Origin of the sequence: Sphingobacterium sp. BIGb0165, from assembly GCF_024810095.1 — a bacterium.
GTDB lineage: Bacteria > Bacteroidota > Bacteroidia > Sphingobacteriales > Sphingobacteriaceae > Sphingobacterium > Sphingobacterium detergens.
Window position 1 is genome coordinate 637,693 of sequence record NZ_JANUEB010000001.1, and the last position, 24,862, is coordinate 662,554.

A 24,862-nucleotide genomic window follows, 5' to 3' on the forward strand; every position below is an offset into this window, starting at 1 on the left:
TACTCTTAAATTACTATGTTTAGTCGTTTTATAAATAGACCTGTACTTTCGATTGTTATATCGCTGATCATTGTGTTTCTGGGGGTTCTTTCGATGGTACAACTTCCAGTAACTCAATTTCCATCCATATCGCCACCTAAAGTAAACATTACAGCAGAATACCCGGGTGCGAATGGGGAACTCATGATAAAATCTGTTATCATTCCACTTGAGCGCGCCATAAATGGGGTTCCAGGAATGAAATATATGGCTTCAGATGCCGGTAACGATGGTGAAGCCAGCATACAGGTGGTATTCAATCTAGGTACAGATCCAAATCAAGCTTCATTGAACGTGCAGAACCGCGTGGCTTCTGTTGTTAATAAGCTTCCACCTATCGTTGTACGCGAGGGGGTGAAAATTACAAGGGAAGAATCCAATATGTTGATGTATATCAACCTATATAGCAAGGATAAAGACCTTGATGGAAACTTTATGTATAACTACGCCGATATGAATATCGTTTCAGAATTGAGACGTGTAGACGGTGTTGGGGTTGCGAATATTCTTGGAACACGGGAATTGGCGATGCGGATCTGGTTAAAACCTGATCGCATGACCGCCTATAAAATATCCGCTGAGGAGGTGATGAAAGCTCTGTCAGAGCAAAGTTTGGAAGCATCTCCAGGCAAGGCCGGCGAGTCTTCCGGGATTACTTCACAGTCTTTTGAATATGTCCTGAAATATCCGGGGCGTTTCACAACAACAGAAGGCTATGGTAATATCGTATTACGAACAAATGCAAACGGTGAAATGTTGCGCTTGCGCGATGTTGCCGATATTAAATTTGGATCCGCCATGTATGATATTTATTCTACATTGAATGGGAAGCCCTCTGCCGCTATTGTCCTGAAACAATCCTATGGTAGCAATGCTTCTCAGGTAATTCAGGATGTTAAAAATAAAATGAAGGAACTAAAGTCTTCTTTTCCGAAAGGACTGGATTACGAAATCAGTTATGATGTTTCTAAATTTTTGGATGCTTCCATGGAAAAAGTTATCCATACCTTAATTGAAGCCTTTATACTGGTGGCGATTGTTGTCTTTTTATTCCTTGGGGACTGGCGGTCTACCTTGATTCCAACCATTGCCGTACCGGTTTCCTTAGTGGGATCGTTCCTTTTTATGCAGTTTTTTGGCATCACAATCAACCTGATCACACTATTTGCCTTGGTATTGGCAATTGGTGTCGTTGTGGATGATGCCATTGTCGTCATCGAAGCCGTACACGCCAAGATGGAGGAACTGCATATTTCAGCCTATAAGGCAACGAAGAAAGCGATGCATGAAATCAGCGGTGCTATTATTGCTATTACATTTCTGATGGCGGCCGTATTTATTCCTGTTGCGTTTATGTCAGGGCCTGTCGGTATTTTTTACCGTCAGTTCTCCATCACAATGGCGACATCTATTATCCTTTCCGGTGTAGTTGCATTGACGTTGACACCAGCGTTGTGTGCGATTATGCTGAAGAACAATCATGGAAAACCTCGTAAGAAATCCATCGTGGACAAATTTTTGGATGCGTTCAATAGATTGTTTGATAAGATGTCCAACAAATATGTTTTCTTACTGAAAGGTATCGTTGACAAGCGTCTCTTTACTTTTGTGGTATTGATCGGATTCTGTATTGGCGCTTACTTTTTAAATAATTCCGTGCCAGCAGGCTTTATTCCAAACGAGGATCAGGGGATGATTTATGCCATTATCCAAACTCCACCGGGATCGACCTTAGAACGGACAAATCTGGCCGCTCAAACTTTGCAGAAGGAGGCGGAGGACATCGATGGTGTACAATCCGTTTCTTCATTGGCCGGTTACGAAATATTGACTGAGGGAACCGGTGCGAATACCGGAACCTGTCTGATCAATTTAAAAAGTTGGGAAGAGCGTAATGAATCCTCGCAGGAAATTATCGAACAGCTAGAAAATGCTGCGAAGAATATCCCTGGAGCTTCCATCGAGTTTTTCCAGCCACCAGCAGTACCGGGATATGGTGCCGCAGGGGGATTTGAGTTGCGGCTTTTGGATAAAGCAGGCTCCGGTGACTATAAGAAAATGGAGACCGTAAGTAGGGATTTTGTCCGTGAATTGAATAAACAACCGGAGCTGTCCTCAGTTTTTACATTTTATAGTGCTAGTTTTCCGCAGTACATGCTCCATATCGACAATGATATGGCTCAATTAAAAGGGGTGACTATTGACAATGCCCTAAATACGCTTTCTACGTTGGTGGGGAGTAATTACGAAACTAATTTCATTAAGTATGACCGGCAATATAAGGTCATGGTACAGGCATTACCCCAGTATCGGGCTCTTCCTGAAGATATCTTGAAATTATATGTAAAAAATGATAAGGATGAGATGGTGCCTTTTTCGGCTTTTATGCATATGGAAAAGGTATATGGACTCTCCGAGATCACGCGTCACAATATGTACATGGCTTCTGAAATTTCAGGTTCTGCTGCTCCTGGATATAGTAGCGGTGAGGCTATTGAAGTGATCAATGCTGTCGCTGCGAAAACCTTACCACAGGGCTATGGTATTGATTGGGCTGGTATCTCCAAAGATCAGGTGGGACGTGGTAATCAAGCGATCTATATCTTTTTGATCTGTTTAGGCTTTGTTTATCTTATTCTTTCAGCACAATACGAAAGCTTTATCATGCCATTTGCGGTTCTGTTATCATTGCCAATTGGTATTTTTGGAGCTTTTTTCCTACTCAAAGTTCTAGGACTGGAAAACAACATCTATGCACAGGTGGCCTTGGTCATGCTCATTGGATTATTGGGTAAGAACGCGGTTTTAATTGTTGAGTTTGCCACACAACGACATGCGCAGGGACTTAGTATCATCGAAGCCGCTTTGGAAGGAGCCAAGGTGAGGTTTAGACCTATCTTAATGACATCATTTGCGTTTATTGCAGGTCTGATTCCATTGGTAATGGCTTCTGGGCCAGGAGCGATCGGCAACCGGACCATTGGTACTGCAGCGGCAGGAGGGATGTTGTTTGGAACTGTCTTTGGTATCCTTGTCATACCGGGTCTCTACTTTATTTTTGGAACAATCGCTTCCAAACGTAAGCTTATCAAACATGAAGATGAAAATCCATTAACTGAAGAAATCGATAACAATGGCTAGTCAAACAAATAAATATTGGGTAGTAGGGGTTTTGCTGTCCGCAGCTATGACAGGCTGTAAGGTTCCTAAAGCGACTCAGATTCAGGAAAACAAGCAAGTGCCACAGCAATTTGCTGAAGCACTTGCACAGGACACAACGAATTCGGCCAATATGAAGTGGCGTGATTTTTTTAGTGATCCTAATTTAGTTGCTTTAATTGATACGGCATTAAAAAATAACCAGGAGCTGAATGTGACCTTGCAAGAATTGGCTATTGCCAAGAATGATATTTTACTGCGAAAAGGTGCATTGAAACCGAGTGTGGGTTTACGTGCCGGTGGCGGTGTGGAGAAGGTCGGGCGCTATACAAGCCAGGGAGCTGGGGATGCCAGTACGGAGATCGCACCAGGGAAGGAAATGCCCGATCCACTGGGTGATCTAAAGATAGGTGCCTATGCAAGCTGGGAAATCGACGTCTGGAAAAAACTAAAAGATTCTGAACAGGCGGCATTGAACAGGTATCTTGCTACTGTGGAAGGTAAAAACTTTGTTCTGAGCAGTCTTATCGCTGAGGTTGCGCGATCTTACTATGAATTGTTGGCTTTGGATAACCAGCTAACGATTATCAAACAGAATATCGAGTTGCAGGACAATGCATTGGAGGTCATAAAACTACAGAAGCAGGCGGCGCGTGTGACAGAACTTGCTGTTCAAAAATTCCAGGCAGAAGTATTAAAAACCAAAGGTATGGAATTTGAGACACGCCAACAGATTAAGGAAACTGAAAACCGAATTAATTTCCTTTTAGGACGTTTTCCTCAGGAAATCAAACGCGATAAAAGTAGCTTCGTGGATATGGTACCTGCGAAAGTACAAACAGGGATACCGAGTCAACTCCTGAGCAATAGGCCTGATATCCGTGAGGCTGAATATGAGCTTGCTGCTGCAAAATTGGATGTACAGATTGCGCGGAAGGAATTCTATCCTTCCTTGGAAATATCGGCTGCGCTGGGCCTGCAAGCTTTTAAGCCATCCTATTTGTTTAAAATGCCCGAATCGATGTTGTACAACATAATAGGAGAATTGGCAGCTCCGCTGTTAAACAAAAATGGATTGAAAGCGGAATTCAATACCGCAAATTCGAAGCAGATACAGGCAGTCTATAATTATGAGAAGGCAATTTTAAATGCCTATTTGGAAGTGTCTACCCAACTGTCTAATATCGAAAACCTTGGCAAGAGTTATGATTTCAAAACGAAGGAAGTTGAAGTGCTCAATAATTCTGTGACGGTATCAGACGATCTGTTTAAGTCGGCACGTGCTGATTATATGGAAGTGCTGATGACACAGCGCGATGTGTTGGATTCAAAACTTGAATTGATAGAAACTAAGAAGCAACAGCTTAATGCGGTTGTTAATATCTATAAAGATTTGGGAGGAGGCTGGAAATAAGTTGTTTGTTTGAATGGACCCTGCTAGGCGGGGTCCTCTTTTTTTGTATCAATGCGATGTAATTCGATAGGCTCTGCTTAAATTAATTCTTGTGAAAATCGAATTAATGCTTATTTTTAATGTATATTGATACATCTTATTTAACTGTTTTATGGAATCACAAGAGTATTTACTTGTTAACGATGAGGCTGAAAGGGGCGTTTTTTACAAAAAAACTTATCTTCATGTTGCCCTTTCTATTTTAGCATTTATCGTTTTAGAAACCCTATTGATAAAATTAGTTCCATATGATTTTATTGTATGGATGGTCAGTGGGAAGTTTATTTGGTTGTTTCTTCTCGGATGTTTCTGGTTGGGAGCTTCATTGTCTTCTCGATGGACATTAGCGCAGAGCCGTCAGACCCAGTATCTTGGACTGGCATTTTACATTGTATTGGAAGCTATTATTTTCCTGCCAATGATTTTTATTGCCGCTTCGATGACTGATGGTGCGGGCTTGCTTTACCAGGCAAGTATAATGACGCTGGCTTTGTTTACAGCACTTACAGCAGTTGCTTTTATGTCAAATAAGGATTTCTCTTTTCTGAAAAACATCCTTGTTATTGGTGGCTTCCTAGCATTGGGTGCCATTGTCGCGGGCGCATTATTTGGATTTCAATTGGGACTTTGGTTTTCTATCATCATGGTGTTGATTGCTTCAGGAAGCATTTTGTACCAAACGCAAAGTCTGAAATATAATTACGGCAATGAACAATATGTAGGGGCTGCATTACAGCTATTTTCCTCTATCATGTTGTTGTTTTGGTATATTTTACGTATTCTGATGAGTCGTCGTTAATTCAATTCGTTTTTAAGAGAAGGTATTTAAAGATCATTTGATTATGCTTTAAATACCTTTTTTTATGATGTATGAAGCTATTTCAAGACATCTTTTAAGTTTTTGAGCCCCTGATCAAAATCCTTATCCATATTCATAAATAGGCTCATTAGATTCCAGGGGTAAGGTGATTTACCGGTAATGCCCCAGGTTACCGCTGTCTGGTTCGGTGATATTTCCTTCAGCGTAAAATATCCTTTTGACGGTTCGCCGAATCCAAAGTCAAGCGATGTTTCGATCGTTTCTCCATCTACGATGCGCGTAATGGTTTGTGAACCTTTTCCAACTTTCTCGCCATCCCAGCTGTATTTAAATCCAACCTGACCATCGGTGCCCTGTTCGGATTTCTTCATTTGTGGATCGGAAAGTTGCCATACCCCAAAGTGATCTTGATTTCGAAGCATTTTCACATAGTTGAAGACCTCCTGTTTAGGTTTGTCAATGGTAATCTCACTTTTTGCATCAAAATCTTTAGGAACAAAAAGCGCCACAATTAAGGGAATGGCAATGAGAATAACCAAAACAATTAAAATTTTTTTAACGATTTTCATTTTTCTGCGTTTAATTGGTTTAATAAACTTTTTTCGGATTAAAGATAGCTGATTAATGTGATTTGTGGGATGGTAGATTTAAGATTTTATCGACTAATTATTTTAAACGAAAACGGGGCCGTTCGCGTTGGACTGACCCCATTTTTATAGATTCATTTACATCCTGTCGGGAGCGATTGAATTCGCATCCTAGCGGGTATGTCCGTGGTTTACCTACTTTAATAACTCCAAATGTGTGCTTATACCAATTCTATTCCATGAATTGATTGTGATAATAGCGATAATGATCTGTGCAAGTTGTTTTTCGTCAAATAGTTTCTTCGCTTTTTGATAAGTTTCCTCCGTCAGGCCCTGTTGATGAATTAGGGTAATCTCCTCAGTCATCTCTAATAAAACCTGTTCTTCGGCAGTAAATAATTCGGTCTCACGCCAGGCGTTCAGCAAGAATATACGCTGAGGAGTTTCACCATACTTTAATGCATCTTTGGTGTGCATGTCAAGGCAAAAAGCACATCCATTAATTTGGGATGCTCTTATTTTAATAAGCTCTTTCTGGATAGGGGTAAGAAAGATATTAGCGAGGTAGGTTTCTAAACCCATCATCGCTTTATAAGCTGTTGCATCTACTTTTGCAATATTTAATCGTGCTGTCATTGTTTTATATTTTGATACTACAAAGTTGCAGGAAAGATTGAATAATAAACTTAAACTGGTTTAAGAAAGCACATGTCAAATTAACATCTGTTAAATCTAACCAACGTATATAGTTACGGACGAACTTCTTATTCTGAAATAATCAGGTAATAATTGTCAGGATCCCGGAGGATAAACTGATTTCTTAATGAATTTTCATTGTAGTGAATTTCTTTTTCGAACATGGCATCGAGTTTGGTCGCATTTTCAAACACTTCCTGGAGATTATCTACCCGAAAGAATAGGATTAGACCATTTCCAGCATTTTTGGGTTGGAGCATGGTCGGATGTGCGTGTTCACCCCATTTGTGAAGGCATAAAATTACATTGTTTTCAACTGTTAGAATTTCAAAAGTCTCGCCACCATGTTCGCTGGTACAACCTAGCAAATCTTGGTAAAAGGTTGAGCTTTTAGAAACACTTTCTACAGCGATTATTGTTTCTGTTCTCACCATTGGTTTATTTTTTGGTATTTTAATTTATTCCTAGGCCTGCATATAGCTATGCAGACTTAGGAATTAACAAGCAAAACAGGGATTTGGTTTTGCCAACGATTTAATTTAAGCTATTTGATCTGTTAATCAAATAGGCTCAGATGTTTGGCATTCACCAGATCTAGGATCATATGATAACCTGCAAGTGAGTTGCCGTGTTGGTCTAAAGCCGGACTGAAAGCGCCTATTCCCATATAACGGGGGACACTGACAGCGATTCCTCCGCCCACACCGGATTTACTCGGTAGCCCAACCGTACGGGCATATTCACCACTGAATTCGTACATGCCGGCAATCAGCATTTGTGACTGAATAAGCTGTGACAGATTAGGATCTTGAAATTGTTTGTTTCCATCATAACGGACACAGTGATTGGCAAAAAAATAGCCTATTTTGGCAAGATCTTCCACTGTGATTTCGATGGAACATTGTTTAAAGTAATTATTGAGCTTTTCTTCCCCTTCACCATCAATTAAGCCATTATTTCGCATAATGTAGAACATACCGCGATTCCTATGACCAGTTTCTCTTTCTGAGTTATATACCGCATGGCTATAATCTATCTGTTCATTGTTTGTAATGAAACGTATCATCTTAAGGATTTTAGCAAAGGGTTCTTCAGCATTCCCTTTAATAAGGGCTGTGGTCAATATAGCACCTGCATTCATCATGGGATTAAGCGGTTTACCCATTGTTTCTAAATTGCCAAAGTGATTGAAAGGTTTGTCGGTTCCAAAATATCCCATTTTCTCAAAAACTGCTTTTTCACCATTCTCCTGTACCGCAATCATCAACGCAATTATTTTTGATATGCTTTGGATCGTAAATTTTTGATGTATATCTCCGGCACTTACCAGAGTACCATCGTTATTTACAACAGATAGTGCAATGGATTGTGCATTTGCTTTGCCCAGTTCTGGAATGTAATCTGCTACTTTTCCCAGTTTAAAGTGCTGACTATTCTTTTCAAGAATGCTATTTAATGTTGCTTGATCTATCTTTTTTGCATCCTTTACCGTTGCGGTACTTGTCGTCTGCTGCGCCTGGCACACATCTATTCGCCCTGTATAGCTTAGGACAAGTAAAGCTGTTATCAAACCAAAAGTTCTATTCATGTCTTCAATCTATTTATGAAAGTCCAAAGATAGGAAAGTATCGAACTTTAGCTGTTCGAGGGTGCAGGATCAACATTCCAGCCCGAAAGTATGTCACCATAGAAAAAGAAGGTCACATAGAAGTTTTTGTTACTGACCTTATCCTTTACAAGATATTTTTTTGTGACATCGTATGCATCAACTTGCTTATAATTAGATAATACCACAGGGTTTGCTGCCGGATTTTCCGCTTTTACCATGTCTTGAATTTTTTGGGTGATCAATTTCATGATCCCAGCTTTCTTAAAAGGATCGTTTTCTACCTTATCGGTTGAAATACGAGGTAAGGTTCCATTATTTTTTTCTTTTTTGGATTTAGCGGCTGTCGTATAGGCTCTGAAGCGCTCTTTAATCTTTGGATCTTGGAGACTGTGTATGGTGAAAATAGAGATTCCCTGAGCACCATTATTTAAAGCCTCATCCATATCGACAAACATTTCATCATTGTTTTTAGCCATCAATCCACAGTACAAAGTGGTATTCGCAGCTTTATCTCTGACATTTTCTAGCGTACAATCTTTTATAAAGCTTGGGTCCTCAGTGTAAAAGTTGCTGTATACCATAGGAAATACAACGTCCAGTTTCCATTTACCCCAATCTTGACGAACCATTCTCGAAGCCATTTTTGGTGTAGGAAAAGGCGAAGCTGCCATAGTCTTTCCATGGCTGTGGACAACTTCAGCAATCATATTAGCGATGTCAGTGATCTGGTCACAACGGAACTGTCTCCATTTTAGATCTTTTGAAGGATCTTTTTGTGCCCTGGGATCATAACCATATTGTTTTTTGAATTTTTCTATGGCAATGGGGTGATATCCATAATCCCATGCTGGGTATTCGCGATCTTGAACGATATTATACTTTGGCCACAAAGTGGTTGGTAATACAACATCTACATAGCGGTTGTAGTCTATTGATATGCCATCGAGACCTTCAACTTCGCAATAAGACTGGATTTTTTGTTTAATATACTCTTTCGCTCCTGGTACAACGGGTGATAAGAATTTGTAGTAGCCAACATACGCAGTGGTATCAGCCAGACTTTTTCCATTTCTATTGACACTAAACCAGTCTGGATGTTCTTTTAAGATCTTATCCCGATCATGCTCCAGGTTCATCGTCCATAGCCAGGCGATCACCTGTATTCCATATTTCTTTGCAATAGGAATGGCGACTCTATATTCATCCGGACTAGCTGCATTTAGCATGACCCCGTCAATACCCAGGTAATTCATCTCACGACAGATGGAATCAAAATTTGTAGTTGGATTATAATCCAGCCAAGTCCAAAACATTGCCGGCTTTTCCCGCTCCGCTGCTTTTGAAACAGGGACGAAAAACCCATACATAATTAGTACAAGGCAAATACAGCATTTTCTGATTAATTGTTCTTTCATATGATTTATTGATTCTAAAATTTATCTATTTATCTACAATATGTTCTTTGGATATTTAGTATTTGTTTCAATCTTGAAATTTTTACTAATTCAAAAATTGAAATCTGGATATATCCAACCGTGAAAATACACAAAAACACGGAATTTAATCAATTTGACCTCTCTTTGGAGGGAACTTTCTTTTAGTTACAAAATTTATTAAAAAATTAAAACTATTCACCCGTTTAGATGTTACTAGAGAAAGAATAAATTATAATATTCATTATTGACATTGAAAAGTACGCTGGGCTACTGGCGAATAGATAATTGTTTTTTAGATATGAGGAAACTTTACATTCCAATTTCTGTCTTATACTTATTGCTATACACGACTGTAAAAGGACAAGAACCGGGTCCAGTTGAGCCGGTAAAAAGAGATTCTGTACAGCAAACCAAAGAAGAGATCACCTATCCCAAACTGCAGATAAAGGGGCTTTTTCAGGCACGGTACCTTGTTAGCACAACTAAAGATGTTGACGTGAACGGGCTTCACCATAGTGATGGTTCTGGAACGGACAATAATTTTATGGTGAAGTATATGCGGGTGCAGATGCGTGCACAGATCAGTAAACGAACCGAAGTCGCTGTCCTTGCCAATCTAGCTGATTTTAAAAGTGACCCAAAAACAAAGGTACTTGAAAATGCGTATTTAAAATATACGTTTAGCCCTAAGCTGGCCATTACAGTTGGTCAGTTTCGACCTTGGTTTGGGATTGAGGAAACTTACCCAATAGATATTATAAAATCCTTGGATTGGTCAAATCAATATCTTGAATTTGGCAAATTGGGCTGGGCGAGTTTTCAGATTGGAATGGCAGCAACAGGGGAGGTTAATTTAGGAGATATGCCATTTAGTTATTCTTTTTCCGTTGTGAATGGAAATGGTAAAAACCAAGTCGTCGACAATGACAATGGAAAGCAATATTCAACGCGCTTGGTATTTGGAATTTCAAAAAAATATGGGGTCAATCTTGGGCTGAATGGCGGTGTAGGGGAGGTCATGAAAAAGAAAGTACATGCACTCGGAGTTGATCTGAGTGGAAACATAGATTTCGGGAAACGTTGGAACTTGGATATGCAACTGGAAGCAAAACAGGCTATCAATCATAACTTATATTATGCGTTGGATGAGAGTTCGCGTACTTCAAAATTAAGTGACTATCTCGTTCGAGGTATTTATTTCCTGCCAAATTTAAGGTATGAAGTCAACTATTATAATCTCAGTGCATTTGAGCTTTCCTGTCGTTATGAATATATCGACCCAAATTATAAGTTAAATGCAAATGCAAGGCAAACTTTTACGCCAATGTTTGGTCTGGAGTTTTTGAAAAATTATGGTGCTCGGATACAGCTTGGTCTTCAACTCGATCGCTATATGAAGCAGACTCAGAATACCAATGAATACAATAAAAACTTATTTATCGTACAAGTACAAAGTAGATTCTAATCTTTTAAACCTCAATTATTATGAAGGAAATTAGTATCAAAAATGTTGCCATCACCTTTATTGTTGCGCTCATTTTGTGGTTTATTCCAGTTCCTAAGGGCGTAAGTCCTGAAGCTTGGCATTTGTTTGCCATATTTGCTGCGACCATACTCGGGATTATTCTGAAGGCGGCGCCAATGGGTACCATGTGTATGATGGCGATTGGATTTACGGCGCTGACACAGGTTTTAGCGCCTGGAGATGCGGGTAAATCTATTACGAAAGCGTTGACTGGCTTTGGGGATAAGGTCATTTGGCTTATAGGGATATCGTTTTTTATCGCACGCGGGTTTATCAAAACGGGCTTAGGCAATCGTATTGCATTTCTTTTTATTCGAGTTTTTGGAAAAAGTTCACTTGGACTGGCTTATGGTTTAGGTTTGGCTGACGTGTGTCTGGCACCCGCGATACCTAGTAATACGGCCAGAGGCGGTGGTATCATTTACCCGATTATGAAATCTATGGCCATCAGTTTTGATTCTGTTCCAGACAAACCAGAGACGCATCGAAAGCTGGGATCCTATCTGACACTGAATAGCTACTACATGAATTTGATTGCTTCCTCCATGTTTTTAACCGGAACAGCGAGTAACCCGATGTGTCAAAAGTTTGCTGCTAATCTAGGGATTGATATTACGTGGATGTCTTGGGCCGTTGCAGGGTTTATTCCGGGCATCGTTGCCTTTTTTGTCGTTCCGCTTGTACTTTATAAACTGTATCCACCTGAACTAAAAAAGACGGGTGATGCACCCAAAATGGCGGCAGAAAAATTAAAAGAGATGGGACCTATATCCAGAAATGAGTGGTTGATGTTATTGGCATTTTTTATACTTCTGGCGCTTTGGATTTTTGGAGGTTCGCTGTCGATTGATGCAACTACAACTGCATTTATTGGATTGACTTTGCTTTTGCTGACTTCGGTGCTAACCTGGGAGGATGTAAAAGCAGAGAAGGGGGCTTGGGATACCATTGTTTGGTTTGCCGTTTTAGTCATGATGGCCAGTTCGCTGAATGAACTTGGATTTATAGGTTGGTTTAGTGATTTGATCAAGGTACAGATTGGCGGGCTGAGTTGGCAGATTGCATTCCCTGTAATTGTTTTGGTGTATTTCTTTAGCCATTACATCTTTGCGAGCGCTACAGCTCACGTTGCCGCAATGTATGCTGCATTATTGGGAGTGGGTGTATCATTAGGCATCCCGCCCATGTTGTTGGCCATGATGCTTGGGTTTCTGGGCTCCATATATGGCGTGTTAACACATTATGGTCATGGTCCAGCACCCGTATTCTTTGGTAGCGGTTATGTTGATCTTAAGTCCTGGTGGTTGCGGGGTCTGGAAATCGGGATCGTGCTACTGATTATCTATATGGGTGTAGGAGGCTTATGGATGAAAGTTATTGGTTATTATTAAATAAAAGGCTTATGCTATCGACCTTATCAAAGAAAATACTTATGTGCTTAACGGGGTTATTTCTCGCTTTCTTTCTGCTTATCCATTTTCTGGGAAATTTGCAGCTATTTTTACCTCAGGAGCAGGCACATTTACAGTTTAATGCCTATTCACACTTTCTCTCCGGAAATATCCTGATTAAAATTGTTTCTTATGTCCTTTACCTGAGTATTGTACTGCATGCTATTGATGGATTGGTCATCACTATTAAGAATAAAAAAACAGGTGGGGATTATCAGTCAGACCAGCGTGGACGTGCGAGCAAATGGTATTCCCGAAATATGGGAATTCTTGGCACGCTTATTCTGATATTTTTGGTCATCCACTTTCAGAATTTTTGGTACGTATATAAGTTTGGAGCTCCACCACTGGATGCAAAAGGAAATAAGGATCTCTATGTATTGGTTATTGCAGTGTTTCAACAATGGTGGTATGTGCTTATTTATGTTTTGTCCATGGTAGCCTTATGTTATCATCTTATCCATGGGATTCATAGTGCGGCGAGAACCCTCGGACTGTATCATCCAAAATTTGTCCATTGGTTTAAGGTAATAGGTACAACCTATTCCATTGTCATCAGCATAGGGTTTGCGTTAATGCCAATTTATATATTTTTTACTGTTAACTAAAGGCGAAGACATGACTTTAAACTCAAAAATACCAGCGGGACCTTTGGAGCAAAAGTGGACACGCTATAAAAAAACTGCAAAGCTTGTCAACCCCGCCAATCGCAAAAAATTAGATGTCATTGTTGTGGGGACGGGCCTGGCGGGAAGTTCAATAGCGGCATCTCTTGGCGAAATGGGCTATCAGGTCAAATCATTCTGTTTTCAGGACAGTCCCCGAAGAGCCCATTCTGTGGCAGCACAGGGGGGAGTAAATGCTGCTAAAAATTATAAGAATGATGGCGATAGTGTCTATCGTATGTTTGTGGATACTTTAAAAGGGGGTGATTTTCGTGCGCGTGAAGCTAACGTCTATCGAATGGCTGAATGTTCGTTGAATTTGATAGATCAAGCGGTGGCGCAAGGTGTTCCATTTGGACGTGAATATGGGGGATATCTGAACAATCGTTCCTTTGGTGGGGTTCAGGTGAGCCGAACATTCTACGCAAGGGGACAGACCGGACAGCAGCTGCTATTGGGGGCTTATCAGGCCCTGATGCGGCAGGTTGGTAAAAAAACTGTTCAACTCTTTTCCCGCCATGAGATGTTGGATGTTGTTGTCATCGATGGGAAAGTGCGTGGTATTATTGTTCGCAATTTGGATACTGGTGAAATTGAACGACATGCAGCACACGCTGTTATACTTGCAACGGGTGGCTATGGCAAAATCTATTATCTATCTACCTTAGCAATGGGTTGTAACGGATCGGCAATTTGGCGAGCACATAAGAAAGGGGCATTGATGGCATCCCCAAGTTGGATTCAGGTTCATCCGACCTCTTTACCGCAATCAGGCGATTATCAATCCAAGCTGACGTTGATGTCAGAATCCTTACGTAATGATGGTCGCATTTGGGTTCCATTAAAACAGGATGAAAACAGAGCAGCCAATGACATCCCAGAAGAAGATCGAGATTATTATCTTGAACGTCGGTACCCCGCATTCGGGAATCTTGCACCGCGGGATATATCCTCTAGAGCGGCCAAGGAGCGGATTGATGCTGGTTTTGGCATAGGTCCTTTAAAAAATGCGGTCTACCTTGACTTTGCGAAAGCAATCAAGGAACAGGGGAAGCAAAAAATTGAAGAGAAATATGGTAATCTCTTTGATATGTACCATAAAATAACGGGCTATGATGCGTATTCTCAACCGATGATGATATCACCTTCGGCCCATTTTTCGATGGGCGGACTTTGGGTTGATTACGAGCTGATGACAACTTTGCCTGGGCTATTTGCACTTGGTGAAGCTAATTTTGCCGATCATGGCGCCAATCGCTTAGGGGCAAATTCGTTACTTCAAGCTTCAGTGGACGGTTATTTTATTGCGCCTTATACCATCGCCAATTATTTATCGAATGAAATTCACACCGGAAAGATTTCTACCGATCATGTGGAGTTTGAAAAGGCTGAGTTAGCGGTTAGAAAGCAAATTGATGAATTATTACAGATTAAGGGTAATAAAACCGTCGATTATTTTCACAAAACACTTGGGAAGCTGCTGTATGATTATTGCGGTCTAGCTAGAAATGAGCAGGGACTTAAATATGCAATAGCGGAAATCAAGAAGCTTAAGCAGGAATTTTATAGTAATGTTATGGTTAGTGGGCAGCTAAATTCATTAAATACGGAATTAGAGAAAGCTGGACGTGTTGCAGACTATTTTGAAATCGGTGAATTGATGTGCTATGATGCGTTGACCCGTGAAGAATCTTGTGGTGCACATTTTAGGGAGGAATACCAAACAGCAGATGGAGAAGCGCTGAGAAATGATGCTGAGTTTCAATTTATCTCTGCCTGGGCCTGGAAAGGAGAAGGGGAGGAACCAGAATTGATCAAAGAACCATTGACTTTTGAAGAAATACAACCTACTGTAAGAAGCTACAAATAAAATGAACAATTATGAATCTACATCTTAAAATCTGGCGACAAAAAGATAATCAAACAGCAGGAAAACTGGTAGCTTATGATTTACAGGGGCTTAATCCGCATATGTCTTTTCTTGAAATGTTGGATACCTTAAATGAAAAGCTCATTGTGAACGGAGAGGATCCTGTTGAATTTGACCATGATTGTAGGGAAGGGATCTGTGGCCAATGCGGCGTAATGATTAATGGTATTGCGCATGGTCCGTTGAAACATACGACCACGTGTCAGTTGCATCTACGTTCGTTCAACGATCATGATACTATTGTGATAGAACCCTTCCGTTCATCAGCATTTCCGGTGAAAAAAGATCTTAAAGTGGATAGGTCCGCTTTTGACCGAATTATTTCCCTGGGAGGCTTTGTATCTATCAATACTGGTCAGGCACCGGATGCCACAGTTATTCCCATTTCACATGAACTCGCTGAAGAAGCGTTTGATTCAGCTGCTTGTATCGGATGCGGTGCATGTGTTGCCACCTGTAAAAATGGGAGTGCAGCGCTATTTACTTCAGCAAAGATTACGCATATGGCTTTACTGCCACAGGGAAAGGAGGAAAGAAATCACCGTGTGCTCAGTATGGTCAAGCAAATGGATGCGGAATCTTTTGGACACTGTTCAAATACCGAAGCATGCGAGGTTGAATGTCCCCAAGGTATATCTGTCCTAAATATCGCCAGGATGAACTTTGAATATAATAGAGCCTTAATCTTTAAGAAGAAATAGCTTATACTGTTTCAAAATTTTACAGCCATGTATTAGACGATAATTAATGATATTAAACTGTTTAGACAAATATTTTTGTTGTTTTTGTAGCTGATTATCCCGGAAAATAGGGATTTATAAAATATTATACTTTTTAAGCAGGTTTTTGTAGTATTTTTGACATGTAAAAAAAATCACTTAAGTTATTAGGATAGATATGAAGTGTAGAAGGTTATTGGTTGCATTGTTTACATGTGGTGTGATCTTAGGTAATGTGTCGTGCAAAGATTTCTCCAACAAAGTATTGGGTAGTGGCAAAGAGGGCAGTAGGGATACTTTAAACGAAAAGTTAACCCAAAAGGAAAAAGTACCTGTTCTTTTGAATAAATGGGATTCTCTTCAAAAAAATCAGCTACATTTTACAGTTGATAGCTTGCATCCTATCCCTGTAAAGCAACAAAAACGTAACCTCAAGGATTCGTTGCGAAGAGCTTTTGATGCGCATCCAAAGCATATTTATTTGACATTTGATGATGGACCTTTGATCGGGAGTGCGGCGATAGATTCGTTGGCAAAAGAGAAAAATATAAAGGTAAGTGTGTTCTTAATCGGTAAGCATGCCAACATGAGCAAGGGGAGAAAGCGGGATCTTCAGAAATATGAAAGTAATCCTTTAATTGCTTGCTATAATCATAGCTACACGCATGCGAATAACCAATATTCACGATTCTATAATAATCCGGAAAAAGCTTTTGCAGATTTTGAAAAGAATGAAAAGGATCTTAATCTTCAGCATAAAATTGTTAGACTTCCGGGTAGAAATATCTGGATGTATGATGATATCCGGAAGATAGATTTAAAAAATGGCTCTACAACAGCTGATATGCTTCACAAAAATGGTTATCGTATTTTTGGTTGGGATGTGGAATGGCGTTTGAATAGTATTACAGGTAATGCGATAGTGAGCCAAGAAGCGACATTATCCCATATACGCAACTTTATGAACAATAAAAGTTCGATGGTCCCGAATAATGTGGTTTTTTTAATGCATGATGACATGTTTCAGACTAAAAAAGGGCAACAACAGTTATCTTCATTAATCGATGCACTTAAAAGCGATGGATACCAATTCGAGCTTATGCAAGATTATCCCATTAAATATTAAATAAAAAAAGGATTGGCTGTCATCTACAGCCAATCCTTTTTTATGTTATTCCAAACTCTTTTGGATAGACAACCACTCCTTTAACTCCCACTAATGCTCTCTGGTGGAGTTCGATAATCATGCAATTTTCATCGGGAACCTCAAATGGCATTTTAATCCCATATTTGACCGTTTGTTCATAGCCAAATCTTGGGTAATAATCTGCATGCCCTAGTAGGATAATAGATCCGAAATCAAGTTGCTTTGCGATTTGATGGGCTTCTGCAATTAGTTTACCTCCGATGCCTTTTCCCTGAAATTCAGGTAATACTGCAATTGGGGCTAAAGCGAGGGAAGAATAGCTCTCTTGATTTTCTTCATTAACAATTTTAATCCTTGTCATTAAAATATAGCCAACTGGTTTACCATCGATCTCTGCAACTAGCGCAAGTTTGGGTATGAATCCAGTCGATTGACGTAGTTTTTCAACGAGAAACTGTTCCTGATGATCACTATATTCTTCCTGCTCAAATGCTTTCTGAACGAGTTCAAAAACGGCCTGATAATCACTTGGGCTTTCTTGTCTAATGTGTATCTTCATGATTGAGGTAGATTTTTTTTCGAAAGATATATTTCTACATTATTATTCCTATTGCTATCTGCAATTAACAGATAACAATGATTTTTGTAAAAATACGTATTTCAATATAATTCTATAGCGATTATAATTAAAACTTGTCATGTGGTTTTTTCAAAATATAACTGTTCTATTTTAAGTAAAAGATCAGATGTATATGTATTTGGACGATATTTTGTTGAAACCACCAAATAGGGGTATATATAATTATAAATTGGTTATTATACAGTTTCAACAAGCTAAATTTTACCCGGTATTATCAAGCTGTGATGATCTGTGTATTTTCTTTTAATAGTCTGTAAATGAGTTATTTGTGTGTTTATGTTTAAATAGTGTTAAAATAACACTTGCATTGTTTATTTATTTTTGTATTTTCATCTATTCGAAATTCAATTATAAACCGCCTTTGATAAGATCCTAAACCGAGCATCTTGTGGAAGCAAATAAATAACTAATAAACATACAATTTAAACCATTAAACAGTTTTTATGATTAATTGCCATTATTTCTCAAATCAATGGAAGAGAGCGTTTTGGACTGGATCACTGTGTTCTATCGTAGCACTGAGCCCCCAAACTGTAGATGCCGTAAGCCTTGTGTCTTACGGAAATCTCTTTCAACAAGAATTAAGTGTCACTGGTATCGTGCGAGATGAAACAGGAATGCCAATTTCTGGAGTAACCGTTTCGGTTAATAGAACTAATTTGGTGACAAAAACGGACAATGAGGGCCGCTACAAATTGGACAAAGTTCCGCCCAATAGTAAAATCAATTTTCGCATGGTTGGTAAACAGACAATGGATGAAGTGATCAATGGACGACGTGCCATAGATGTAACACTGCTAAATTCTCAATCCAGTCTGGATGAAGTCATTGTGGTTGGTTACGGTAAACAGCGGAAGGAAACAGTAACCGGTGCAGTAGCTACAGTTAAGGGGAGTGATCTTGCCCAATCACCGGCATTGAACATTTCCAATGCAATGACGGGAAGAATTCCTGGGGTTATTGCTACAAATGGTAGTGCGGAGCCCGGAAATGATGGATCCACGATCAAGATTCGTGGTACAAATACCTTGGGAAATAGTAGCCCATTAGTGGTTATTGACGGTGTACCGGCCCGTGAAGGGGGAATCGAGCGGCTTAACCCCCGCGATATTGAAAACATTTCTGTTCTAAAAGATGCTTCAGCAGCAATTTATGGTGCAAGGGCAGCGAATGGCGTTATCCTTGTGACCACACGTCGGGGAAAAACGGGTAAGCCACAGTTTTCTTATACCTTCAATCAAGGGTATTCTCAACCAACGGTAATTCCCAAATTGACAGACGCTACACAGTTTGTGGAAATTCGTAATGAGCTTGAAATCTATAACTTACCTGTGGATGAATGGTCAGCAGCATTAACCGCTATAAATGGTACAGGATCTTATACCAAAAAGGATGGAACAGTGTTGGGGGCACCTTTTAAACCTGACGATATTCAGAAATTTAAAGATGGTTCAGACCCTTGGGGCCACCCGAATACAGACTGGTATAAATCTACATTAAAAGATTGGTCTCCCCAACAACGTCATAACCTCCAGATTAATGGAGGGACAGAAGATGTTAAATATCTATTGTCATTGGGTTACCAAAATCAAGATGCTTATTACAAAAATTCTGCAACCGGTTACAAACAATATGATTTACGTATTAACCTTGACGCAAATATAAGTCAATATATCAAAACGCAGTTTGGGGTCTTGGGGAGACAGGAAAACCGTAACTTCCCGACAAAAAGTGCAGGAACTATTTTTCGCATGTTGATGCGCGGAAACCCTACGCAACCAGCGATCTGGCCAAATGGAAAACCGGGGCCTGATATTGAGAATGGCGAAAATCCTGTCGTTATTACAACGAATGCCACCGGATATGATCGGGATAAGCGATATTACTTCCAAACAAATGGACAAGTGGATATCACAAATCCATGGGTTGAAGGGCTTAAACTAACCTTAAATGCTTCTGTTGATAAGTACGTAAAAAACCAGAAAACGTGGGGTACTCCTTGGACATTGTATTCCTGGCCGGGTGCTTACGAAGCGGATGGTAAGACACCTTTATTGCAAGCTGGCCGACGTGGCCCAGCGGATCCAAACCTAAATCAAAGTAATGAAGATCAGCTCAATATTCTATTAGGGGGGATTTTAAGTTTTGACCGAAAATTTGGAGACCATCAAGTAAACGCTATTGCTGGGGTGAACAGAGAGACGACAGATAACGACAAGTTTAGTGCCTATAGGCGTTACTTCCTCTCAAATAGTATAGATTACCTATTTGCAGGTGGAGAACAAGAGAAAAATAATGACGGAACAGCTTGGAAAAGAGCACGGTTAAATTATTTTGGCCGTTTTGGTTACAACTACAAAAGTAAATATATTGCGGAGTTTCTCTGGCGCTATGATGGCTCCTATATGTTCCCTGAAAGTGAGCGTTTTGGATTTTTCCCTGGTGCAATGGCTGGTTGGGTCGTATCTGAAGAGAATTTCTGGAAGGAAAATATCCCAGTCATCAACTATTTTAAAATACGTGCCTCTTATGGGCAAATGGGTAATGACAATATTTATTGGGAAGATAAACTGCAAGAATATCAATACTTTTCTACCTATTCATTTGGAACTTATGTTGTGGATGACAAGCTAGCCAAAACATTGTTTGAGAGCCGTGTACCAAATGAAATGGTTACCTGGGAGGTTGCCAATAATTATAATTTGGGCTTTGATTTCCAATTTTTGCAGGGTAAGTTAAATTTTGAATTTGATATCTTCAAAAACCGCCGGAATTCCATTCTATGGCGAAAAAATGCTTCTGTTCCACAAAGTACCGGTATGACTCTACCTGCTGAAAATATTGGTAAGGTGGATAATAAAGGCTGGGAATTTAATCTCGGTTATAAGGGTAAAGTCGGCGAACTTGGATATACAGTCGGAGTCAATGGAGGCTATGCGAAGAACAAAATTATTTTCTGGGATGAGGCCCCAGGTGCTCCTGCTTGGCAACAAAGTACAGGTAAGCCTATCAAAACTGATATCTATTATGTATATGACGGAGTATTTCGAGATATGGATGATATCGCGGCCAATAAACTTGATTATAGTGCCATTACCAAAACTTTACGTCCGGGTGATATGAAATATAAAGACCATAATGGCGACGGGAAAATCACACCGGATGATAAAGTAAGAAGAGATAAAAATAGCGACCCAACATTTCAGGGAGGATTTAATTTCAGTTTGAGCTATAAGGATTTTGATTTGTCTGTTTTGTTCCAAGGAGCAACAGGAGGAGAAATCCGTGTTGGTACAGATGAATCGGGTTCTATCGGTAATTTTCTGGAAGAATTCTACGATAAACGGTGGAGCATAACTAACCCAAGCAGTGAATACCCTCGACTAACGGATCGGAGTAACCAATATTACTCGTACAATAATACATATTGGATGCGGAGCACCGATTACCTACGCCTAAAAAATGTAGAATTGGGTTACAATCTTCCATCAACAATCTGCGATAAAATTGGTATTGGCTCCTTGCGTGTGTATGCGAATGGTATGAATTTAGTCACTTGGAGTAAGCTAAAAATGTATGATCCAGAGGCAGTAAACGCGCTGGGACAATATTATCCGCAGGCTAGACTACTCAATGCAGGGGTGTTGTTATCGTTTTAAGTGTTATAAAATTATGAAAATAAAGAAAGGTTTGTCGTCCGTACTCATGGACCAATAGGTTTCGGGTATAATGAATGGCCTTTGGAAGTTTATTCTCAGAAAAATAAATCAGATAAGAAAATGAAAAAAATTGTAAATATATCGCTATCAATACTTGTATTATCGTGTGGACTCCAGTCCTGTAACGACGATTTTGTGAATACAAAGCCACTTAGTGAGGTTCCTAACGAACTGGTATGGTCCGATCCAGGGCTGTCAGATGCTTTTGTTGTTGAAATATATAATGGTTTTGGTGTAGGCGGTTTCTACGAACAAGAGATGGCTTCTATGACAGATGAAGCACTATTCACTCACCCAAATCGTGGGATTAATACGGTAACTGAATCACGGTCCAATCCAGCTGATCAAGGTTATATCATGGATACCTATGAATATGGACGTATGTATGTACGTATTCGGGCAAGCAATATTGCTATTTCAAATTTGAGGCAGGCAAAATTTGATCAGGTAAAAGCAAATAAAATATTAGGAGAAGCGTATTTCTTGCGTGGATATTATTATCAGCAACTCTTACGTTTCTATGGCGGGGTACCCATAGATAATAAGATCTATACCTTAAATGATAAGGATTTTATGAAGCCTAGAAATAGCTACGCTGAATGTGTCGATGCGATCGTCAAAGATCTGGATAGTGCGGCGCTACTTTTAAAGGATATAACGCCAGCCAAAGGGAGGGCAAGTGAAACAGCAGCTTTGGCGCTAAAATCCCGTGTGCTGTTATATGCCGCGAGTGATCTTCATGATGCTAATAAAGCCGGTGCTAAATCCGCACTCTTGAAAGCTTATACAAAACCGGAATATTTGATGTATACCAGTGGTAGTCAGACTGAGCGCTGGACAAAAGCGAAGGAAGCGGCAAAAGCTGTCCTGAATCGAGCAAGCTTTGCCTATAAACTGGATATGATCAAGCCCGTATCTGCAACAGAAGGAACTGCAAACTATATGGCATTGTCGCTAGGGGGTGGAAGTAAAATGGCAGATGCTGCAGGGGCAAAAGATATTATTTTGGGCCGTTTTTTCATTAATGAAAAAGACGAACGCGGGGGATGGGTTGGACGTGATAATGGGCCAAATGGTTATCACAACTGGGCGGGAAATACACCTATACAATTGCTTGTTGATGATTATGAGACGGATAAGGGGCAAAAATTTGATTGGTCAAATGCCGTCATGGCTGCGGCTCCCTATCAAAATCGTGACCCGAGATTGAAGGCGACAATTCTATACGATGGTTCAGACTGGAAACCAAGGACAGCCGATGTGACAAAAAGAGATCCCAGCAATCAGATACAAACCGGTCAATATGAAATTGTTAATGCTCAAGGTAGTAAAGTCACGCATTTTGGTTTAGACACCAGAAAAAGTCCCGTTGAAGACTGGAATGGCTCAAGAACGGGGTATTATATGCGGAAGTTTGTTGATCCTGATCCTGTTCAGGAAGATCAAAATACAAGACAACGTATTCCCTGGCCGATGTTGCGTTATACTGAAGCTGTATTAAACTATGTGGAGGCTTGTATCGAATTAGGCGAAGAGGCGGAAGCAAGAATTTGGCTAAATAGAATTCGATTCAGAGCCGGAATGCCTGCAATTGCAGAGACAGGAGCAGCACTCAAGAACCGCTACCGTAATGAGCGTCGAATAGAATTGGCTTATGAAGAGCATCGCTTTTTTGATGCTAGACGCTGGATGATCGCTGCAGAAACGATAGGACGTAAAGCCAATATCATCAATATCACAGGAACACTAAAAGACAATAAGAAAGTGACATTGTATAAATATGATCCGAGCAATTATAGTTACAAATATTTTGTAAGTAATATTGATCCAGGAATCGAAAATAGAAACTGGGATGATAAGATGTATTTTACCTCTTTACATCGTGATGAAATAAACAGAAATACACAGCTTATTCAGAATCCTGGATATTAAATGTCTTTAAAAACATCTCTCCGGTAATTATCGGAGAGATGTTTTTTTATCAGGCCTTTTTCTGACGTTCAATATTCGGTAATAAGCCCGTCGCAATACCGATCAATGGAAGATAAGCACAGATGTTAAAGACGTGTTCAATGGAAGTTTTATCCGCGAGCCATCCCAAAATGGCAGAACCAATTCCACCCATCCCAAAGGCAAGTCCAAAGAAGAGTCCAGCGATCATGCCTACTTTTCCCGGAATCAATTCTGTAGCGTAAACCAATATGGCAGAGAAAGCAGAAGATATAATCAGTCCGATCAGAATAGACAGTATCATCGTTAATGTCAGCCCCACATGTGGCAAAAGTAAAGTGAAGGGTGCCGCGCCAAGTATTGAAACCCAAATAATGAGTTTACGGCCATAGCGATCGCCTAATGGGCCACCGAGTATTGTTCCGACCGCTACGGATGCAAGAAAAACAAAAAGATAAATTTGTGATTCTTGCACAGTAATGCCAAACTTATCGATAAGATAAAATGTGAAATAGCTGGTCATAGATGCCATATAGAAATACTTTGAAAATATAAGAATCAAAAGGATAACTAGAGCAAAGATGATTTTGGACCTGGAAAAACTCGATTTTACCTGTGTCGTATTGGGTGCGCTGACAGTAGCTTTTGGTTTAAGATGCAATTGATACCAATTTCCGACATAGGTAAGAATTAAAATGGCTAGAATTGCCAATACACCAAAAACGCCGATGTATTGTTGGCCAAATGGGATAACAATCAGCGCAGCTAGGAGAGGACCTATTGCACCACCAGCATTTCCGCCGACCTGAAAAATTGATTGCGCCAATCCTTTTTTACCGCCAGAGGCTAAGTGCGCAACACGTGAGGCCTCAGGATGAAAAATAGAAGATCCCATACCTATCAGGCTTACTGATAGTAAGATATAGATAAAACTGGAAGCAAAGGCAATACAAAGCAAACCAGCGAGGGAAAACAACATTCCGATAGCCAAGGATCTTGGCGTAGGATTCTTATCTGTGTAAAGTCCAACAAAAGGTTGCAGAATGGAAGCTGTCAGTTGAAATACTAGGGTGATAATGCCAATTTGAGTAAAGCTAAGGGCATAATTAGATTTTAACAGCGGATAAACAGCTGGAATAACTGATTGAATAAGATCATTCAATAGATGAGAAATACTAATTGCAAATAAAATAGGGTAGACCGTCTGGGAACTATTCCAAGAACCATCTGCTTTTAAGGATTCAGTTTTCATAAATTAATACATCAGGTCATCTGATGTCTTGTGACGTTATTTATTATTGTTTGGTTTTCGTAATT

At 39.9% G+C, this 24,862-nt stretch carries 18 protein-coding genes; 11 read left to right on the plus strand and 7 right to left on the minus strand.

What is annotated here, in order from left to right; genetic code table 11:
- Positions 1-15: 15 nt before the first annotated feature.
- From M2408_RS02730 to M2408_RS02740, 3 genes are all read left to right on the plus strand, one after another.
- The gene (locus M2408_RS02730; RefSeq protein WP_259179035.1) at positions 16-3,180 is read left to right on the plus strand and encodes an efflux RND transporter permease subunit; all 3,165 of its coding nucleotides are present in this window, start codon (positions 16-18) and stop codon (positions 3,178-3,180) included.
- On the plus strand, positions 3,173-4,612 hold the full coding sequence (locus M2408_RS02735; RefSeq protein WP_259179037.1) for a TolC family protein: 1,440 nt from the start codon (positions 3,173-3,175) through the stop codon (positions 4,610-4,612). Before M2408_RS02730 ends, M2408_RS02735 begins: the two co-directional genes overlap by 8 nt.
- Before the next feature lie 151 nt (positions 4,613-4,763).
- Complete coding sequence (locus M2408_RS02740; protein ID WP_259179039.1) at positions 4,764-5,450, plus strand: Bax inhibitor-1 family protein; 687 nt, start codon at positions 4,764-4,766, stop codon at positions 5,448-5,450.
- A gap of 77 nt (positions 5,451-5,527) precedes the next feature.
- On the opposite strand, the gene M2408_RS02745 is transcribed toward M2408_RS02740, so the two are convergent.
- The 5 genes from M2408_RS02745 to M2408_RS02765 form a co-directional block, all read right to left on the minus strand.
- Positions 5,528-6,040: an SRPBCC family protein gene (locus M2408_RS02745; protein ID WP_120257834.1), complete on the minus strand. Its 513-nt coding sequence runs from the start codon at positions 6,038-6,040 to the stop codon at positions 5,528-5,530.
- Between the two features lie 213 nt (positions 6,041-6,253).
- Positions 6,254-6,694, minus strand: a complete 441-nt coding sequence (locus tag M2408_RS02750) for a carboxymuconolactone decarboxylase family protein (protein ID WP_120257833.1) — start codon at positions 6,692-6,694, stop codon at positions 6,254-6,256.
- A 128-nt stretch (positions 6,695-6,822) separates the two neighbouring features.
- A complete protein-coding gene (locus tag M2408_RS02755) occupies positions 6,823-7,188 on the minus strand; it encodes a VOC family protein (protein ID WP_077433996.1) in 366 nt (121 codons plus the stop codon).
- 122 nt (positions 7,189-7,310) lie between these two features.
- Positions 7,311-8,342 carry a glutaminase A gene (gene glsA, locus M2408_RS02760; protein WP_259179050.1) on the minus strand — a complete coding sequence of 344 codons (1,032 nt, stop codon included), beginning with the start codon at positions 8,340-8,342 and terminating at the stop codon, positions 7,311-7,313.
- Positions 8,343-8,389: 47 nt separating this feature from the next.
- Positions 8,390-9,778, minus strand: coding sequence for a family 10 glycosylhydrolase (locus M2408_RS02765; protein WP_259179052.1), 1,389 nt, complete (start codon positions 9,776-9,778; stop codon positions 8,390-8,392).
- 319 nt (positions 9,779-10,097) lie between these two features.
- On the opposite strand from M2408_RS02765, the gene M2408_RS02770 reads away from it, so the two are divergent.
- The 6 genes from M2408_RS02770 to M2408_RS02795 all read left to right on the plus strand — a co-directional run bounded on the left by M2408_RS02770 (position 10,098) and on the right by M2408_RS02795 (position 17,215).
- A complete protein-coding gene (locus M2408_RS02770; protein ID WP_259179053.1) occupies positions 10,098-11,264 on the plus strand; it encodes an OprO/OprP family phosphate-selective porin in 1,167 nt (388 codons plus the stop codon).
- A 20-nt stretch (positions 11,265-11,284) separates the two neighbouring features.
- Positions 11,285-12,715 (plus strand): anion permease, encoded by a 1,431-nt coding sequence (locus M2408_RS02775; protein WP_077433988.1) that lies wholly within the window; start codon positions 11,285-11,287, stop codon positions 12,713-12,715.
- An 11-nt stretch (positions 12,716-12,726) separates the two neighbouring features.
- Positions 12,727-13,383 carry a succinate dehydrogenase cytochrome b subunit gene (locus M2408_RS02780; RefSeq protein WP_259179054.1) on the plus strand — a complete coding sequence of 219 codons (657 nt, stop codon included), beginning with the start codon at positions 12,727-12,729 and terminating at the stop codon, positions 13,381-13,383.
- A 10-nt stretch (positions 13,384-13,393) separates the two neighbouring features.
- Complete coding sequence (locus M2408_RS02785; RefSeq protein ID WP_259179055.1) at positions 13,394-15,310, plus strand: fumarate reductase/succinate dehydrogenase flavoprotein subunit; 1,917 nt, start codon at positions 13,394-13,396, stop codon at positions 15,308-15,310.
- 11 nt (positions 15,311-15,321) lie between these two features.
- Complete coding sequence (locus M2408_RS02790) at positions 15,322-16,071, plus strand: succinate dehydrogenase/fumarate reductase iron-sulfur subunit (RefSeq protein WP_259179058.1); 750 nt, start codon at positions 15,322-15,324, stop codon at positions 16,069-16,071.
- Positions 16,072-16,267: 196 nt separating this feature from the next.
- Positions 16,268-17,215: a polysaccharide deacetylase family protein gene (locus M2408_RS02795; protein WP_223585287.1), complete on the plus strand. Its 948-nt coding sequence runs from the start codon at positions 16,268-16,270 to the stop codon at positions 17,213-17,215.
- Positions 17,216-17,255: 40 nt separating this feature from the next.
- Here M2408_RS02795 and M2408_RS02800 read toward each other — a convergent pair whose 3' ends face one another.
- Positions 17,256-17,795 carry a GNAT family N-acetyltransferase gene (locus M2408_RS02800; protein WP_259179059.1) on the minus strand — a complete coding sequence of 180 codons (540 nt, stop codon included), beginning with the start codon at positions 17,793-17,795 and terminating at the stop codon, positions 17,256-17,258.
- A gap of 524 nt (positions 17,796-18,319) precedes the next feature.
- Between M2408_RS02800 and M2408_RS02805 the strand changes: the two genes are divergently transcribed.
- Together M2408_RS02805 and M2408_RS02810 are read left to right on the plus strand one after the other, a co-directional pair.
- Complete coding sequence (locus M2408_RS02805; protein WP_259179060.1) at positions 18,320-21,535, plus strand: TonB-dependent receptor; 3,216 nt, start codon at positions 18,320-18,322, stop codon at positions 21,533-21,535.
- Between the two features lie 120 nt (positions 21,536-21,655).
- Positions 21,656-23,527, plus strand: coding sequence for a RagB/SusD family nutrient uptake outer membrane protein (locus M2408_RS02810; protein ID WP_259179061.1), 1,872 nt, complete (start codon positions 21,656-21,658; stop codon positions 23,525-23,527).
- Between the two features lie 49 nt (positions 23,528-23,576).
- Here M2408_RS02810 and M2408_RS02815 read toward each other — a convergent pair whose 3' ends face one another.
- Positions 23,577-24,797, minus strand: a complete 1,221-nt coding sequence (locus tag M2408_RS02815) for an MFS transporter (RefSeq protein WP_259179063.1) — start codon at positions 24,795-24,797, stop codon at positions 23,577-23,579.
- Between the last annotated feature and the right edge of the window lie 65 nt (positions 24,798-24,862).

Coding starts and splice junctions, on each gene's coding strand:
- M2408_RS02730 (WP_259179035.1), top strand. CDS start 16: ATGTTTAGTCGTTTTATAAATAGACCTGTACTTTCGATTGTTATATCG.
- M2408_RS02735 (WP_259179037.1), top strand. CDS start 3,173: ATGGCTAGTCAAACAAATAAATATTGGGTAGTAGGGGTTTTGCTGTCC.
- M2408_RS02740 (WP_259179039.1), top strand. CDS start 4,764: ATGGAATCACAAGAGTATTTACTTGTTAACGATGAGGCTGAAAGGGGC.
- M2408_RS02745 (WP_120257834.1), bottom strand. CDS start 6,040: ATGAAAATCGTTAAAAAAATTTTAATTGTTTTGGTTATTCTCATTGCC.
- M2408_RS02750 (WP_120257833.1), bottom strand. CDS start 6,694: ATGACAGCACGATTAAATATTGCAAAAGTAGATGCAACAGCTTATAAA.
- M2408_RS02755 (WP_077433996.1), bottom strand. CDS start 7,188: ATGGTGAGAACAGAAACAATAATCGCTGTAGAAAGTGTTTCTAAAAGC.
- glsA (WP_259179050.1), bottom strand. CDS start 8,342: ATGAATAGAACTTTTGGTTTGATAACAGCTTTACTTGTCCTAAGCTAT.
- M2408_RS02765 (WP_259179052.1), bottom strand. CDS start 9,778: ATGAAAGAACAATTAATCAGAAAATGCTGTATTTGCCTTGTACTAATT.
- M2408_RS02770 (WP_259179053.1), top strand. CDS start 10,098: ATGAGGAAACTTTACATTCCAATTTCTGTCTTATACTTATTGCTATAC.
- M2408_RS02775 (WP_077433988.1), top strand. CDS start 11,285: ATGAAGGAAATTAGTATCAAAAATGTTGCCATCACCTTTATTGTTGCG.
- M2408_RS02780 (WP_259179054.1), top strand. CDS start 12,727: ATGCTATCGACCTTATCAAAGAAAATACTTATGTGCTTAACGGGGTTA.
- M2408_RS02785 (WP_259179055.1), top strand. CDS start 13,394: ATGACTTTAAACTCAAAAATACCAGCGGGACCTTTGGAGCAAAAGTGG.
- M2408_RS02790 (WP_259179058.1), top strand. CDS start 15,322: ATGAATCTACATCTTAAAATCTGGCGACAAAAAGATAATCAAACAGCA.
- M2408_RS02795 (WP_223585287.1), top strand. CDS start 16,268: ATGAAGTGTAGAAGGTTATTGGTTGCATTGTTTACATGTGGTGTGATC.
- M2408_RS02800 (WP_259179059.1), bottom strand. CDS start 17,795: ATGAAGATACACATTAGACAAGAAAGCCCAAGTGATTATCAGGCCGTT.
- M2408_RS02805 (WP_259179060.1), top strand. CDS start 18,320: ATGATTAATTGCCATTATTTCTCAAATCAATGGAAGAGAGCGTTTTGG.
- M2408_RS02810 (WP_259179061.1), top strand. CDS start 21,656: ATGAAAAAAATTGTAAATATATCGCTATCAATACTTGTATTATCGTGT.
- M2408_RS02815 (WP_259179063.1), bottom strand. CDS start 24,797: ATGAAAACTGAATCCTTAAAAGCAGATGGTTCTTGGAATAGTTCCCAG.